Below are 17,046 nucleotides of genomic sequence, written 5' to 3' on the forward strand. Positions count from 1 at the left end.
GATTTTAAATGGTTGCTCTATTTACGCCGTGGTGTACTAGACGGTTCAAAACGCGAGTAGCTAGTTTGGAACCCACAATAGGTTTGCTCACACAATCATCAGCACCGATCGCAAATATTCGCTCAACAATATCTGCTTCTAAATTATCAACAACAAACAGTACTGGTAAGAATTTCCAGTAAGGATCATTACGTACTATTTGACAAAGTTCAATGCCATTGATATGAGGCATCTCCGCATCTAAAATTAGCAAATCTGGGGAAAATTCTGTCAGAGTATCCCAAAAATAGCGTGGATCTTTAAGAGTTTTTAGAGTAAGCCCTAAAGCTTCTAGAGATTGTTTTATAAAAGTTAAAATCAGTGGGTCATCGTCTACAACCATGATTCTCGCTTTAGTAATACGAGTTTGCTGTAAAATTTGACTCACTGCCTCCAAAATTTCGTTAGGAGGCATGGATTTTTGCAAAAAAGCACGACCGCCAGATCGTGCAACCTCAAGGCGTAGGCGAAGCCCGCCGCAGGCATCGCTAAAATTATTTTGTTCTGTAAAAACTAACACAGGTATCTGTGGCGTTGGCGTTTTGCCCACCGTAGGCGATCGCTGGGATAATTCTCTTATTAATTTCAAGCTATCTTTCTCAAGATCAATATCAAGTAGCACCACATCGGGATTTAAAGATGGGATTATTCTTCTAGCGGCGGTGAGATTAGTCTCAATTTTAACTTGTATCTCTTGATTTTCAGCTTCTTTTACCAATTCCTCAACTATTTGGCGATCGTTGCTAATTATTAATAGTAGATTTTGGGTTTGTTCAACTGGGCTTTTTCCTAGCTCTCGTTGCAACTCTATCAAAAGCTTATCTAAATAAAAACATTTAGCTTTGTTAATAAATTTTTTAGTCTGAAATAAATCTTCTATCTCATTGGCTAATAACGAACCTTTTGGAAAGCCAAAACTACCCAATGAACCAGCTAGCTTGTGAGCTTCTTGCTCTGCTTTTTGCCGCAGTTGAGTATCAAGTTTACCTTTTCTTAAAGCATCAGCTGCTAGTTTCAATACTGCAATGCGCGAACCAACCTTAGCTTTGAAATTTTCTCGCTCTTGAGCAATGGCTGTTAGTAGAATTTGCTGTTGATTTAAATCTATTTCTGGTTCATGTGGAGAACAACTTTTCTCATGAGATAGAGCTTTTAAACGATAACCCATTCCGTAAACAGTCTCTATAAAATCGTAGTTAGCACCTGCTGCTTTTAGCTTCTGCCGTAAACTTTTGATATGAGATTTAATCGTATTCTCTTCAGGTGGATCTTTTTCAGCGCTCCAAAGTTGATCTACAATTGCGCCCCGGCTAAAGATGCGCTGATTGTTGCGTAAAAAAAGGTCTAAAAGACTAAATTCTTTTGCTGTTAAGTGTAGTGCAATGTCTGCATAAGTTACCTCACAAGTACTAGGGTCAAGACGTAAGCTTCCCCATTCCAAAACTGGAGGTAAAGAAACATTTCCCCGACGTAGTAAAGCACGAATCCGAGCTGATAACTCTTGAAAATCAAATGGTTTGACTACATAATCATCTGCTCCGGAATCTAAACCCATAATTTTATCGGTTCTAGTATCTTTTGTCGTTAAAAGCAGAATCAGCATTTGATAACCTGACTGGCGTAATTGCCGACAAAGACTTATACCATCGAGTTTTGGCAGAATCACATCTAGCAAAATCAGGTCATAGTTACAAACACTTATCAATTCCCAACCAACTTCACCGTCAGCAGCAATATCAACCACATAATTTTGTTTTGTAAGAGCTGTTGCTACAGCTTGAGCAAGCAAATCATCGTCTTCAACTAACAGAATTCTCATGAAAATGTTTGCTTGTAGAAGCAACCTTGAGCGCTGTAATCAAATTTCTATAACTATTTAGGTTATGCCCTTTTCGGTTTTAGACGACATCTATCAAAGGCAAGGTTTAGGCACCAGATTCGCTCTGTCAACTTATCTTGACAAAACCCCGTGCTTGGGGTTGTTACAAGCTAGGACAGTAGAATACCCCATAGTAATGTAGCATTATCAAAGCCATACTGTTACAGACTAGAGTGAGAACATGATGAACTTGTGATGACTGAGCAACTAAGTAGTCTGACAGAATTAATTACACAATGTCATTGCGAATGGAGCTTTCGCAATAACAGTAAATATTTTGGTTCATCTATAGGACTCATATTTGATTTCTGAACAAAACTCAGTACACTTTTATTCCCTATTCCTTGCCTAGGCAAATGATTTCAGGAATCAAAGCAGATTCCTATAGTTACGACTACCTACGATATGATTACGCCGAACGTCGTTTGACTAACAGTCGCACCAATAATACGCCATCGATTTTGTTAGGGTAACGTCTGTGCAAAGTCAGCAACGCCAAAAAAAACATCTGTCGCAATCATTTTCCAAATGGGTATTAGAGTCTTTTTTACAACCCAGTAAAGTTATAACCTACTCCGATCATCAATCCTACATCTGTTTCATCTAAAAACGCCGCATTCACTCCTGCTGTTGCCGTGAGGTTAGTATTTAAAGGAACATCTACGCCACCAGATAAAAGCAAGCCAACATCTGCATCATCACTAGTTTCAATCGCTACGCCAGCTCCAACGTATGGTGCTACAGCGAATGTATCTTCAAAAGCTTCTGCTGTCCGAAAATTAAAGTCATAAGTGAGAGGAACCAGAATAATGGGGTCGTCCTCAATCGCCACAGATGGTCGTACAGATAAGGTACGTGTCAGCCCAATTTTGCTAATTGCCATAAAGCTGCCTTCACCTAAAGCTGAATCACCACCTAAACCAATGTTGCCAGCAACTCCAATGTAGCTGGAGCCACCACGGGTAGTTCGACCTGGGTCAACATCTACTTGCGCCACTTCAGTAGAAGTTTCAGAAGCAGGTTGTGTTGACTGAGGAACCAAATCGGCTGCTGTTGTTGAAATTTTACCGGGAGTCGATACAGTTTGCGCTTGAGCAGATAATCCACTTCCAAGCATTGTGATTGTGGAGGAAATAAACAACGCGGAAAATCGCTGTAACCATGTACTATTCATTTTTCCAATTTCCAAATAATTTTGTATGAAGAAATCAGGCATCGAAAAGCAATCTAATATGCAACCAAATTGCTGTTACTTTCCTAACTGATTCAAGCTGAACTCAGGCAACTTCATTAACTGCATGGATAACACCATTTTTTGCCTGAATTACACTTTTGAAGTTATCTTGGAAAAGTGGAAAACTTGTGGATATGAACAATGTTTTCAAAATTGCTCAGAGTTTACCAGACATTTTACCCAGACTGGCAACAACCGCAATTAACTCAGCTGCTCTAACCGGTTTAGCTACATGTAGCTGAAACCCAGCTGCTAATGCCTCTTTATAATCTTCTATCCTGGCATACCCCGTCAGTGCAACAGCAGGAATCCGCCCGCCTAGCTCTGGCTCAAGCTCTCTAATTTTACGCATCAGCGTATAGCCATCCTCGCCTGGCATGCCAATGTCGCTTATCAACACATCTGGATGTAATTCTTTTAGTGCCTCAAGTGCCTGCCTTGTGGAGCTAAAAGTACTAACTTTCGCTCCACATTCTTCGAGTACTGCGGTAATCCATTGCCGCACATCCGCCTCGTCATCTACAACCAGCACTCGCAAGTTATTAAGGGGATTGGGCAACTCGGGGCCCCCTCTGGGGATAAGGGGTAATGGGGATTGGGGAGAGAAGTGTAAGTTATTCTCTCCTGTCCCTTTGCTCCCCTGCTCCTCGGTCACTGAGCGACTTGCCTTGAGCGGAGCCGAAAGGAGCCGAAGTGCTGCCCCTCTGCTTTCTTCTAAAATGGGCAACTTGACTGTAAATGTCGCCCCTTGCCCTATTCCTTGGCTTTGGGCTTGGATTGTGCCACCATGCAGTTCTACCACATGACGGGCGATCGCTAGCCCTAAACCTAGTCCTTTATTTGACCGAGTATGAGTACTATCTGCTTGGCAAAAGCGCTCAAATACGTGAGGTAGAAAATCAGCACTGATGCCCTTACCCGTATCACTTACTTCAATTAGTGCTGAGTGCGAAGAGTTAAATTCATGACTGAATGACAACTGCACCTTAACTCGTCCGTCGTTGGGTGTAAATTTGATTGCATTAGTGAGTAGATTTAACACAACTTGTTGCAAGCGATCTGAGTCACCCCAAATTTTTTCTATTGAAGTATCAAGTGTAGTTTCAATTTGAATACTCTTAGCATCTGCCAGTGATTGTACAACCTCGATCGCAGCTGTAATTACTTCTACTAAATCTACCAAATCAATAGAGAGTGAAAGTTCTCCTCTAACAATACGCGAAATATCAAGTAAGTCTTCAATAAGTTGCATTTGCAAGTTAGCATTGCGTTCAATTGTCTCCAGTGCAAGAGATACTTTAGCTTCATCTAGCGCACCTGTTTGCAACATCCCTGCCCAACCAATAATTGCAGTCATGGGGGTACGTAATTCATGGGATACTATTGCTAAAAATTCGTCTTTGGAACGGTTTGCAGCTTCTGCTGCACTTTGTGCCGCTTCGCTAACAGCGCGTGCGGCTTGTTCTCGGAGCAGCAGTTGCTCTTTTTCTTCCTCGGCTTGTTTGCGCTCAGTAATATCTTGCATAATTTTAGAGAAGCCGCGCAAATTTCCATTTTCATCTCGTAAAGGTGTGATTACACAATACGCCCAGAAAAATGTACCATCCTTACGGAGATGCCAACGATTTTCTTTAGAAAAACCCTCAGTGACGGCTTTTGTTAATACTTGTTGTGGTTGTCCACGCTCAATTGCTTCTGGTGAAAAAATTCGCTCAAAAGGTTGACCAATAATTTCTGCTTCTTGATAGCCTAAAATACGCTCGGCTCCAATGTTCCAACTGGTAAAGTTACCGTTTGGATCTAACATAAAAATTGCGTAATTAGTTACTCCTTCTATTAGCAATCGATAACGTTCTTCGCTTTGGCGCAGAGTGTCTTGAATTTGACGTAGAAACTCGTAATTATCCTGGGCGGCTCGCGCGTTTTTCTGAGCTTGCGATCGCGCCTTACGCAATGCAAAGTTAAGTGAACTGATCAACACTGCTACCAGCACAAACTGAACCAACCCTACCACACTGAACCCAGTAACAGCCAGAGAATAAAAAGGAGGCAAAAGGAAGTAGGCGCAGGCTATAGCAGACAAAAAAGTTGCCAACAGTCCTGGGTTTAAACCACCATACCAAGAACTAAGCATGACAGCAGCTAAAAACAGTGGGTAAATGGAATTCAGCCTGTGTAACTGCCATAGAAGCAATGTAAGCAGTAAAGCTAGTAAAACCGTTAAGAATGCAATGCTATAGCCTTGTAGTTGCGATCGCGTAGCGTCTCCGTATGAGAATCGCCCAAGGCGGGGCAAAGTCCATCGAGTCAATCTCCACATTTTCTATTACTTCTGGTTATGCCATCTGTTTATTAAACTTCTACCCTAGTTTTCCACTTTCAAGTTTTACCTTGGAGAATGAATCTTAAGATTATGGTAATTCTAAAAAGTACCCATCATTACGCCGGAGGAATTGAAGTAGGAAGCAATCATAATTTCAAGTAGGAAGATAATAACAATGAATACTAAGCAAATTTTAGTTATTGATGATGAAGATGACATCCGTAAATTGATTCAAACCTGTCTGGAAATAATGGGGGGTTGGCAGGTTTTAACCGCCACATCAGGTAGTCAAGGATTATTATTAGCTCAGTCATCTCAACCCGATGCCATACTTTTGGACGTAATGATGCCTGATATGGATGGTTTGAAAACTTTTCAGAAACTACAGGCTAATCAAATCACTAAAGATATACCTGTAATTCTGCTGACAGCTAGAGGACGAAATACTGACCAAAATCTATTTGCTCAATTAGGCGTTAGAGGCATCATCAATAAACCGTTTAATCCTCAAAAATTAGCTAATCAAGTAGCAGCGGCTTTGAGATAAATAAAGTAAATCTTAAAAATAAGACTACTTTTTCAAGCTCAGCTAGCTATTAATCCATAACTAAATAATTTAAGAGTTTTTTTTTACTTCTAGAAAGACAGTTGCAGCTATATTGGAAAAGTATTAACCCTAACCTTAAAGTGTCGCTGTTTCTCAACCATAAAGTGTGATTCGTTTGCTAGATGTTTTTGCAATGTTAGCAAACGTCAATATGATTTGCGCTCACCTTTTGGGAATAATTACTTCTCTTTATCTACTTCATTGGGCAGACAATTAGTAAAATGTACTGTTTGTTTCATAATACCAGCTATTTCTATTGAAGTAGTAACTCTACTTCTAAAGTAGTATTTACGAAGTGTTTTTGAATTCTGATCGACTTTTCCACTATTGAGATTTAACCTTAAAGCATGGCCTATTTTCATAACTCCTTTTTTGCTAGGTTGAGCGGCTAAACTTTACCTAAATTATATTTCAAGGTTTCTGATTATTACAAATACAAGACGTTATGAATTAAGACTTCATGCTTTTTAAAGTAATCATCAGAAAAATATGTTATGTAAAATTTATTTTTTACTTTGGGTTACTAAATGCAACTCTAAATGCAACTATTTATTTCTAAGTGAATTTTGAACAAAAAATCAAAAAATGAAATTATCGGGAGGTTATTTATGTATAAGTTAAATCGTTCTTTTTTGCGAAAGATTGGATTATTTGGAACGCTTTTTGGAAGTTTACTAGCTAGCTTGTCTGCAATTACTCAATCGGCAGTAGCACAGCAACGAACTCCTAGAGTTAACCCTTGTCCAGGTATTTTTTACGAAGAACCACACCGTAATCGAGTCTTGGTTCCACAGGGATGTCCGCCGAATGCTGCAACTTTAAAGTTCAAAGCACAAGGAGGAGTTGTAGTGCAACCAAGAGTTTTGGTGAAGCCGGAGGGTTTACGTGTCAATCGCCAACCAATACCTGCTCCAGAAAGCCGACAATACGCTATAGCTAACGTCACACCAACAGCAAGTACAGTTGATGTGAAATTGAAAAACAACACTAACGCTGGTATCTCTTATCAAGCAATTGGTCAGACACAACCCCGATATCTTGCTGGTGGCCAAGAGTTTACTTTACAAGATTTACCGACACCTATCAGTATTACTTTGGTACGTCAAGACGGTGGACTGCTAAAAGTTATGCCCATGTCTACCTCTGAAGGCACACTTGCAGTGTCGTTGGATGAAACAACCAATCTTGATAATAATCAAGGCGTATTGAGAATTCAAAAAGATGGTCAAGTCTTTCTAAATTAATATGGTTCACCGCATTAATTTTGTAGAGCATTAAAACAGTGATGACAACAAATCAAAATTTTGTATTTATCCAACAATTTCAGGTTCAGTTGAAGGCTTAGTTATTAGTAATTCATCATCTGAACTTGATATTAGTCAACCCAAATGGAGATCTTGAAATGATTAACTTTTTTCAAACTAAGTGGAGTTCTAAAGGAGCTATTGCTCTAGCACTCTCCGCAGTGTTGCTTCCCGCATGTACCAACAACTTAGAGCGAGAGGCTGCAGTTCCTGAAACTAACGTTACTACAGAGGAAGTCACAGACAATACAAACCAGCTAATCGGCAAAACTGTAACAGTTAGAAGTACACCCATTACAAAATTAGGGCCATCAACTTTCACAGTTAGCGATAAGGAATTCTTTGGCACTGAATCCATCTTAGTTGTAAATGCTTCTGGTAAAGTTTTTACTCTGCCTACTGACCCAAATACACCAATTCAAGCGACAGGCCCAGTTAGTAAATTTGTGATTGCAGATATTAATCGAGATTACAACTTGGGTCTAGATCCCAACTTATATGTAGATTACGAAGGTAAACCTGCAATTATCGCTCAATCACTGGCACTTGCTCCTAAACCAGGTGAACTTACCACAAACCCCAGCCTATACTACGGTAAAACTCTAGCGGTAACAGGTGAAGTGGAAGATATTAGAAATTCTAGTTCGTTTACCTTGGATGAAGAAAAATTGTTTGGTGGACAAGACTTGTTAGTTATACGCGCCGGTACTCCCAAAGGAGTTGTCAACGAAGGAGAGAAGGTTGCAGTTACGGGAGTGTTGCGTCCGTTTATTGTTGCTGAATTAGAACGGGATTACGACCTGAACTGGGATTTAACTTTGCAGAGGAAACTGGAAGCAGAATACAGCAATAAACCTGTGTTAGTTGCGAATGAAGTTTACCCCTCAGCAATTCCGCAATAATTCTACAGCACTGTCTATCAGGAAAACTTTGCATAAATAACCTCAAGATAAATAACAATAAGGGCAATGAGTGACAATTCCCAAAGCGGAGGTTTATTACAAGCACTGGGTCAAGCAGGGGTGTTAGTTTTCCTGGTAGCGATCGCTATAGTAATGAAAAGTTGTACTTAGCAACAGACCTATTTTAGTTGCTAAAACTGTATACCTTTCTTAGAAATTCTCAGTTTGTCATGTCCGTCTTAAATACTATACTTTCTGTGAGGTTTTATGGGTATCCTCAACGAAGCATTTCTTAACCTACGAACAATTAAACTTCGACGGTTTTTAGGATCGCTGTTCTACCCGCTGCAACGAGATTGGTTAGAACGTCAGCTTCGTAAGTCTCAAACTTTAGAGGCTGTTGAGGAAACTGGAGAAATTCAGAGGGCTGAAGCAACTAAGAGAGGCGGACAATTTCACTTCAAACACATTGAGTTAGAAATTTATTTTCTGAGCGCCGATTTAGTCCGAATTGAGTGGAAACCTGGGATATATCCCATTTCTTATGGCATCTCGCGTAAAGATTGGCCACAGATAGAAACGACGTTTCAAGAGATGGAAGAGTGCTGGACAATTTCTAGTCCACAGCTAAAGGTGATTGTTGGCGTTGACGGCAGTTTGAAATTTCAAAATCTTTCTGGGCAGACACTACGGGAAGAACTACCTCCCCAGCGACCAACAAAACTATCGCGCCAAACACAAGATGAGACTTGGCTACATCAAGCGAAACTACGTCCACAGGAACATATTTATGGTTTGGGAGAAAGGGCGGCTCCTTTAAATCTCCGTACATCGGGCGATAAAAATAAAGCCAGAACCTACCGGATGTGGAACTATGATGCAGGAGGCATATATGGGCCGGGAACTGACCCATTATATCTTTGCATTCCACTCTATTTAGGTCTGCATGAAGAAGGTAGTTACCTAATTTTCTATGAAAACTCCTTTCCTGCTAGCTTTAGTTTTCAAGAGTTAGCTACAGCCGAGTTTGAAGGCGGGGCGTTGCGCTATTACTTTACTGCTGGCACATTGCCTCAATTGTTGGAGCGATACACAGAATTAACAGGTCGCCCACCCCTACCACCCCGTTGGGCATTTGGCTATCATCAATCACGTTGGGGATATGACAAAGAAAGCGCACTGCGGGAAGCCGTAAAGGGGTTTGAGACACATGACATTCCAGTGAGTGCAATGCATCTAGATATAGATGTTCTAGATAATTTTCGTGCCTTTACCATTGACCCCGATCGCTTTCCCCATATTTCTGAGTTAGCTGAAGAGTTGGTAACGAAGGGAATACGGTTAATTACCATTATTAACCCTGGTGTCCGAGCATCTCGAAAAAACAGACTTTTTGAGGAGGGACGCGCCCAGGATGTATTTTGCAAACTCCCAAATGGTAAACCTGCAATCGCTCCTGTTTGGGCAGGTTTATGCGCTTTCCCTGACTTTACCAACCCCCAAGCCCGTCACTGGTGGAGCAGACAATATGAATATCTGCTCGATCTAGGCATTACTGGATTTTGGCATGATATGAATGAACCAGGGGTTTTTGTCCTTTGGGGCGACCCTTCACTACCGCCCCATTCAACTTGGCATTCTTTGGAAGGTAGAGGCGGCGACCACCGCGAAGCTCATAATTTTTATGGATTACTTCAAGCTGAAGCTGGATACGAAGCCCTATCTGAGTATCAACCTGAACGACGGCCTTTCATCGTTTCGCGTTCTGGTTGGGCAGGTTTGCAACGCTACGCCTGGACTTGGACGGGCGATATTGAAACTAGCTGGGAAGGACTACGCCAAACTATTCCCACAGTTTTAAACCTGGGATTATCAGGAATTCCCTACAGTGGCTCTGATATTGGTGGATTTAAGGGCAATCCCAGTGCAGAATTATACTTGCGTTGGTTTCAAATATCCTGCTTTATGGCATTCTGCCGCACCCATTCTGCCAACAACACCAAGCTCCGTACACCCTGGAGTTTTGGCGAACCAACCCTGAGTATTGTAAGGCAATTTTTGCAATTACGGTATCGGTTGATGCCCTACTTCTATACCTTAGCTTGGGAAGCGTCTCAAACCGGACATCCTTTGGTACGTCCTTTATTTTGGGCAGATACAGACAATCCTCAACTTTGGAGTATAGATGATGCCTTTTTGTTGGGCGATGCTCTTTTAGTTGCTGCGATCGCCCAAGAAGGCGCAACCTCACGAGCGATCGCATTACCTAAAGGACACTGGTATAACTTTTGGAATGATGCACTCCTAGAGGGAGGAAAGCAGGTCAACTTAAAAGCACCTCTAGAACAGATACCGCTATTGGTAAAGGCTGGGAGTATTTTACCAATGGAGGAAGATAATCAACTGATTCTTCATATTTACCCGTCCGCGTTCTTAACTAGTGAAGGTCAGGTTTACAGTGACGCGGGAGATGGCTATGGGAAATCGCGGTTGGATAGTTTTTACTTAACGCAGAATCAAGACTGCTTGGAACTAACTTGGAAACAACAGGGAGATTATGCTTTTCCTTATGCGGGGATTAAATTGCACCTCCACGGATTTGAGCCGCAACAAGTTTGGGTGGACAGCAATGAAGTTGTCAATCAAGGACAATGCTTAAGTGTAGAGCAGTTTGAGCAAGTTCGCTGGCAGGGAGTGTTCACCAATTACGAACACCGTAGTTAACTTGAATAAGCTTATTTCATTGTTTGACCTCTTGATTTAAGGATTCCAAATATTTCAGTTAATTGAATATCTCCACTCAAAAAACATTATATTAATTCTTTTAGAGCTTCATTAATTTTATTTTAAATTAATAAAAAATATTTATATTTAGGAATAGTAAACTGAATTAAAAAAACTAGTTGTCAATTTCAACATTATTTTAATAGGTTATGTCAAAAAGTCCCCGTATAGAAAGAAACTTATGTAAGTTGTGTGGAGATAGACTAGCAAGCTCATCAGATTCCACTGTACACTGTTATCAATCACTACGCTGACAAGTTCTGTTTTAGCTGGGGGGCTGGTTGGTTTAGCTATTAGTTTCCGTGATTTGCCAAGTGTTAGAAAAATACGGAATTTTGTACCTGCGGAAACAACTTATATTTATGATATTAAAGGCAGGCTATTAGCAAGTATTCACGGTAAATTCAATCGTGAAGTAGTCCCCTTAAATAAAGTTTCTCCTCACCTAAAAAGAGCAGTATTAGCCACCGAAGATAGTTATTTTTATGATCACAAAGGTATTAATCCTGTAGGTGTGGCGCGTGCTTTAGTAGTTAACTTGGAAGCCGGGCAAGTAGAAGAAGGCGGCTCTACTATTACCATGCAATTGGTCAAAAACCTGTTTTTATCTCAAGAGCGTACTTTCACGCGTAAAATAGCAGAAGCAGTGCTGGCAATTCGTTTAGAACAAGTTCTCAAGAAAAATGAGATATTGGATATGTACCTCAATCAAGTTTATTGGGGTGATAACAATTATGGTGTCCAAATGGCGGCACGTTATTACTTTAACAAATCAGCGGCAAATTTAAACTTGGCTGAATCAGCTATGATGGCAGGGTTGCTTCCAGCACCAGAAAGTTTCAGTCCTTTTATTAACATGGAGTTAGCTAAGCAAAAGCAGAAAGAAGTGCTTTTTAGGATGCTGGAATTAAACTGGATTAGCCAGCAGGATTACAATCAGGCTCTTAAGCAAAAAATTCAACTGAATAAAAATAGATCTTTAGAAGGTAGTGCTTCACCTTATATAACTAATACCGTAGCGCAGGAGTTGGCGAAAAAGTTTGGACGTGATGCGTTGCTCAAAGGTGGAATGCGGGTGCAAACAACCGTTGATGCTAAATTCCAACTCATGGCAGAAAAAACGGTCAAGCGTTGGCATAAAAGGCTAACATATCAAGGGCTAAGAAATAATCAAATAGCTTTAGTAGCTATTGATCCGCGCACCCATTTTATTAAAGCTTTAGTCGGTGGCATAGATGCCAAGACTAGCGAATTTAACCGAGCAACCCAAGCACGTCGTCAGCCAGGGTCTTCTTTTAAACCGTTTGTTTACTACACTGCTTTTGCTAGTGGCAAGTTCACACCCAATACAATTGTGCAAGATACTCCAGTCAAGTATCGTGATGGCAACCGTTGGTACTACCCGCGCAATTATGATAATAGTTTTATGGGAGCAATACCAATTCGCACAGCTTTATCACTATCTCGGAATATTCCGGCAGTCAAACTTGGCAAAGCTGTAGGTCTAAATAAAGTTATTAAAACTTCTCGGACTTTAGGTATTACGAGTCCAATGCAACCTGTAACTTCTTTGCCTTTAGGTGCAATTGGTGTAACGCCTGTAGAAATGGCTAGTGCCTATGCTACTTTAGCTAATTATGGCTGGCAGTCACCATCTACATTAATCATGCGTGTCACTGATAGCAATGGTAACGTTTTGATAGATAATACACCTAAACCTCGTTTGGTTTTAAATCCTTGGGCATCTGCATCGGTGATTAATGTGATGCAATCTGTAATTAATAACGGTACAGGTAAATCTGCTGCTATAGGTCGTCCGGCCGCTGGTAAGACGGGAACAACCTCATCAGAAAGGGATGTTTGGTTTGTGGGTACTGTACCACAGTTGGCAACTGCGATCTGGGTAGGAAGAGATGACAACAGAAGACTAGGTTACGGTGCAACAGGTGGTGGCACAGTTGCTCCTATATGGCGTGATTTTATGCGAAATGCACTTAAAAATGTACCAGTCGAGAACTTCAAGCGACCTTCTAAGTTTCCTCGCCCTCGACCACAGCAGAAATAAGACTTTTGATGATATTACAGCTATTTGAGCAATATCATTGTCATATTGCAAGGGGTAAAAATATACTAACTATTTTTACCCCTTAAGAGCCATGCAAAAATAACTTGGACACTGATGAAATAGCTCTGGTTAAAGGTCATGGTAATTACTGTGTAGTATTAATAGATTTAGATACGTTCAAAGTAATTGCAATTTTAAGCGATCGCAGGCAAGATACAATCAGAAAATTCCTTGTAGAGTGGGGAATTGAGGTTTTAGAGCAAATAGAAGGTTTAATCAAGTTTAATGAGTCTCTGAACTAGATTAGAACATTAATTTGCTCATCTTGGAAACCAGGCTTTTTGAGTTGGCGGAACTAACCCTTGTTCTTCTCATGTAGAAAACCTAGTTGTTTAACTTCAATATAAATAAGAACTTTTTTCTGGCAATTCAAAGATAGATGCTAGCTCTGAGAAAATGCGTGCTATGCCCAGTGCCCATTTAAATATTTTGAAGTTTAGGAGCATTAAAATAAGCTTGTGGATTTTGAGGATCAAACTCTAAGCCGTTAAAAAATTTCTCTACCCCTCGTGATGTGCTTGCGGGGATAGCTTTTTCTTGTCCGATGAATTTGGCTGCTTCTCGCCACAAGTCTTCTCGGTTGACGGCATTAATGATTGGTTGGGGATCAAATTCTTGAGAGCGATTACCCCAACGCATATCTTCAATAAAGAACCACAAGTCGTGACTTTTGTAGGGATAGGAGGCATTTTCTCGCCAAAATTTAATTGCATGGGGACTATTTTCGACTACGCGCCCATTACCATAATCGAACTTACCCAAAAGGCGATCGCGCAAAAATTCACTGCGGACTCCAACCCACTGCCGTTGCGATAAAATCTGAAACAGCTCTGCTTTATTCTCCGGCTGATCGCACCATATTTGCGCTTCTAAAACTGCCGCTAATAAAGCCTTTGCTGCTTTGGGATGTTTATCTACCCATTCAGCACGCACTCCCAAAGCTTTTTCTGGATGATTATTCCATAGCTCGCCACTAGTAACGGTAGAGTAACCAATCCCTTGTTTAATTAAGCGATGATGCCAAGGATCTACCACACAAAAAGCGTCCATTGAGCCGCCCTGCATATTAGCTACCATCTGCGGTGGTGGAACTACAATCAGTGATACATCCTGATCTGGATCAATCCCACCATAAGCTAACCACCAACGCATAAAAAAGTCACCAGTTACTCGGCGATAGGGTATGGCGCAACGCACATTTTCCTCAACTAAACGTTTTTTGGCAAACACTGACTTGAGGGGAGAACTATCTAGTCTCAGTTGCAAATCTTGATAAGCATTAGTAACAGAAACACCTTGTCCGTTAACATTTAACCGAGCCAAAATATACATCGGGACTTTACGCCCATAGCTAATATCGCCAGTGGCCATCAAATACACCATCGGAAACAGCAAATGACCGCCATCCAAACCTTCATTAGCTGAACCTAACATCAGTTTGTCGCGCATCACCGCCCAAGAAGGCTGTTTTAATACTTCGACATTAAGCATTCCATACTTGGCAAAAAATCCCTTAGCTTTAGCCACAATCAACGGACAAGCACTAGTCACTGGAATAAAACCTAGTTTTGCTTCCGTGATTTCCGGTGCATCACCATTGCTATCATACAAATTTATATTAGATGGAATAGCCGCCCAGCGATGACTAACAGTTGTAGACAAGAACGCTGCACTACCAGTCGTTATGAAATTTCTTCTAGTGAACTTTGCCATATCTAAATTACTATGAATATGAAAACAAAATCCTTGTTTTTTTCAGCCAAGGATTGTGCAAAATTAAATTTGGAATTTTTGAACTTTGAGAGAAGTCTGAGTACTTAATGGAAGTGTCAGAACGTTGGCAATTTTGAATTTTTATACAGTCGATTTCAACACGTTTATCCTTAATTAACCCCACTACACCCAGATAGATAATTGCCAGTATTATTTCACTAATATTAGAACTGTTGTAAGCATCCACAATGAAAAAGCCGAGTCCATCATCAGAAAGTAACATTTCCGCAGCGATAACCGCTAACCAAGAAAGACCAATAGCAATTCTTAAACCAGTAAAAATGTAAGGTAGTGTTGCGGGTATCAGGATTTTGTAGAAGTTCTCAAAAAATGAGAGTCCTAAAATTTTTGAGACATTAGTGTAATCCTTGGGAATCATCTGTACACCCAAAGCTGTATTAAAAATGATTGGCCAAATAGCAGTAATAGTGATCACAAAAACAGCCGATGGATTTGGTTTAAGAAATATAGCCTGCGCTAAAGGTAGCCAAGCTAGAGGTGCAACAGGACGTAAAATTTGAATAACCGGATCTATAGCTTGTTTTAAAAATTTATTTAGGCTAATCAAAAAACCAATGGGAATACCAATTACGACAGCGAGCAAATAACCAAACATAACTCGTTTGAGGCTAGCAAGAAGCAACCAAAATAAACCTTTATTTAATCCACCATAATTAAAAAATGGATTAATAATCAATTCTCTAGTATTGTTGATAACGGTGATAGGAGAAGGCAAAGATGTATCAGGACTAAGACTCAGCAAATGCCACAATAGTAAAATACTACTAATACCGCATAATGGAGCAAAAATTCGCTGAAGGATTCCCCCAAAAAACTGCTTGGGTTTTTGATTTTGAGTAATTGCTCTTTCGGAGTGTGTTACCATACTATTTAATTATCAGCAATTGCACTAGCTATTAAAATTACCAATAATTTTGGCATTTTTGACAGCGAATGGCAATTATAACTAGATATTTTAGGAACAACACCATTTACTGGTATTTGATAATATCTGTGTGTATACTTATAGACTAAAATTGTAGATTTACGGATTTATTCAGGATTACTTAGCGATTTATACAGCTACTTTATATCTGAGATGTATGAACCCTTTTATATCAATTTGTTTTGTTAAGGGCTTCTACATTAACGTGAGTTCGATAAGCTGGAAATGACCCCTCTCCAAACCTCTCCCCTGCAAGGAGAGAGGCTTAAAAAGCTGATTATTTCGTACCACGTGAGATATTTTTTGCCCCTTCCCTTGTAGGGAAGGGGTTGGGGTTAGGTTCCGTCGAATTCACGTTACATTAGTAGTCCACCACATTAATTTTGACAGGTAGTGTTCTAAGTGAAAATTTAGTCTCAAAATGCTTCTGCCACCATGCTAGTTAAATATACTATTAACTTAATTAAAGAAAAACCTTAGCAATTAGTGGATTTAACTAAAAAAGAGAAAAATTCTGCTTTAAAGGCTGAGCTTTGATTTGTGATTTCTATTCAGTTCTCACCTACTCAACAGTGAATTGATTATCTTGAACTTTCGTACTCCAGAATTTGTTGCTGTTGCTAATAGTACCAACAAATTGGGATGATGGATAGAAGATTTACCGGATTAAAATTTATCCAAGAGTTAGTGCAAGAAAATAAATATTTTGTTTTGCTGATAAAAAACAATTGGAAACTAGAATTTAAGGACTTAGCTGGGTTGGTCAAAGTTGTTACATTTGATGACGCTCAAGCTTATAAAGTGATTGATCTTTGTGATTTAGAAACAAAAACTTAGTTTCGCTTGGTGACTAATTTACCTGTATCCGGAAGGGAAATTTATCGATACTTTGGGAATTGAAATGTTGTGAGATTTTGTAAAAACGCGCTTAAAATTTTAATGGCATTACCATACAAAGTTACGTTATTTTAATATCTTGTCTGAGTTTACAGCTTTTATCTATATGCGTATGATAGGGACATACACTATTAGATAAATTCCGTTATTTATAATCTGGTATGTGTCAGAAAATCATTTATGTTCGTTGGTTTGAGGAGATAATGTTTTGTTGATTAATTTAGGCTTTTTAA

10 protein-coding genes and 3 pseudogenes are annotated in these 17,046 nt (G+C 39.9%); 8 read left to right on the forward strand and 5 right to left on the reverse strand.

Features of this window, described 5'->3' with window-relative positions:
* Window positions 1-4: 4 nt before the first annotated feature.
* From I8751_RS27695 to I8751_RS27705, 3 genes are all read right to left on the reverse strand, one after another.
* On the reverse strand, window positions 5-1,858 hold the full coding sequence (locus I8751_RS27695) for a response regulator (RefSeq protein ID WP_214442293.1): 1,854 nt from the start codon (window positions 1,856-1,858) through the stop codon (window positions 5-7).
* A gap of 607 nt (window positions 1,859-2,465) precedes the next feature.
* Complete coding sequence (locus I8751_RS27700; protein WP_214442294.1) at window positions 2,466-3,092, reverse strand: hypothetical protein; 627 nt, start codon at window positions 3,090-3,092, stop codon at window positions 2,466-2,468.
* Window positions 3,093-3,309: 217 nt separating this feature from the next.
* Window positions 3,310-5,472 carry an ATP-binding response regulator gene (locus I8751_RS27705; protein ID WP_214442295.1) on the reverse strand — a complete coding sequence of 721 codons (2,163 nt, stop codon included), beginning with the start codon at window positions 5,470-5,472 and terminating at the stop codon, window positions 3,310-3,312.
* Between the two features lie 178 nt (window positions 5,473-5,650).
* Here I8751_RS27705 and I8751_RS27710 point away from each other — a divergent pair, with 178 nt between their 5' ends.
* The 7 genes and pseudogenes from I8751_RS27710 to I8751_RS27740 all read left to right on the forward strand — a co-directional run.
* Window positions 5,651-6,022 (forward strand): response regulator, encoded by a 372-nt coding sequence (locus I8751_RS27710; RefSeq protein WP_214442296.1) that lies wholly within the window; start codon window positions 5,651-5,653, stop codon window positions 6,020-6,022.
* 166 nt (window positions 6,023-6,188) lie between these two features.
* Complete coding sequence (locus I8751_RS27715; RefSeq protein ID WP_214442297.1) at window positions 6,189-6,299, forward strand: DUF3611 family protein; 111 nt, start codon at window positions 6,189-6,191, stop codon at window positions 6,297-6,299.
* A 391-nt stretch (window positions 6,300-6,690) separates the two neighbouring features.
* Complete coding sequence (locus I8751_RS27720; protein ID WP_214442298.1) at window positions 6,691-7,326, forward strand: hypothetical protein; 636 nt, start codon at window positions 6,691-6,693, stop codon at window positions 7,324-7,326.
* 158 nt (window positions 7,327-7,484) lie between these two features.
* Entirely contained in the window at window positions 7,485-8,288 is an 804-nt protein-coding gene (locus I8751_RS27725) for a hypothetical protein (RefSeq protein ID WP_214442299.1), read from the forward strand.
* A 267-nt stretch (window positions 8,289-8,555) separates the two neighbouring features.
* Complete coding sequence (locus I8751_RS27730) at window positions 8,556-11,012, forward strand: glycoside hydrolase family 31 protein (protein WP_214442300.1); 2,457 nt, start codon at window positions 8,556-8,558, stop codon at window positions 11,010-11,012.
* Between the two features lie 289 nt (window positions 11,013-11,301).
* Window positions 11,302-13,137: pseudogene (locus I8751_RS27735) on the forward strand (transglycosylase domain-containing protein); the annotation flags it as partial.
* Window positions 13,138-13,241: 104 nt separating this feature from the next.
* Window positions 13,242-13,406: pseudogene (locus I8751_RS27740) on the forward strand (transposase); the annotation flags it as partial.
* Between the two features lie 211 nt (window positions 13,407-13,617).
* Here I8751_RS27740 and I8751_RS27745 read toward each other — a convergent pair.
* Complete coding sequence (locus I8751_RS27745; RefSeq protein ID WP_214442301.1) at window positions 13,618-14,910, reverse strand: CmpA/NrtA family ABC transporter substrate-binding protein; 1,293 nt, start codon at window positions 14,908-14,910, stop codon at window positions 13,618-13,620.
* Window positions 14,911-14,920: 10 nt separating this feature from the next.
* Window positions 14,921-15,856 (reverse strand): nitrate ABC transporter permease, encoded by a 936-nt coding sequence (gene ntrB / locus I8751_RS27750; RefSeq protein ID WP_214442302.1) that lies wholly within the window; start codon window positions 15,854-15,856, stop codon window positions 14,921-14,923.
* A gap of 696 nt (window positions 15,857-16,552) precedes the next feature.
* On the opposite strand from ntrB, the pseudogene I8751_RS29940 reads away from it, so the two are divergent.
* Window positions 16,553-16,968 (forward strand): annotated as a pseudogene (locus I8751_RS29940) (hypothetical protein); the annotation flags it as partial.
* Window positions 16,969-17,046 lie beyond the last annotated feature (78 nt).

The organism is Atlanticothrix silvestris CENA357, assembly GCF_016056295.1.
Lineage (GTDB): Bacteria > Cyanobacteriota > Cyanobacteriia > Cyanobacteriales > Nostocaceae > Atlanticothrix > Atlanticothrix silvestris.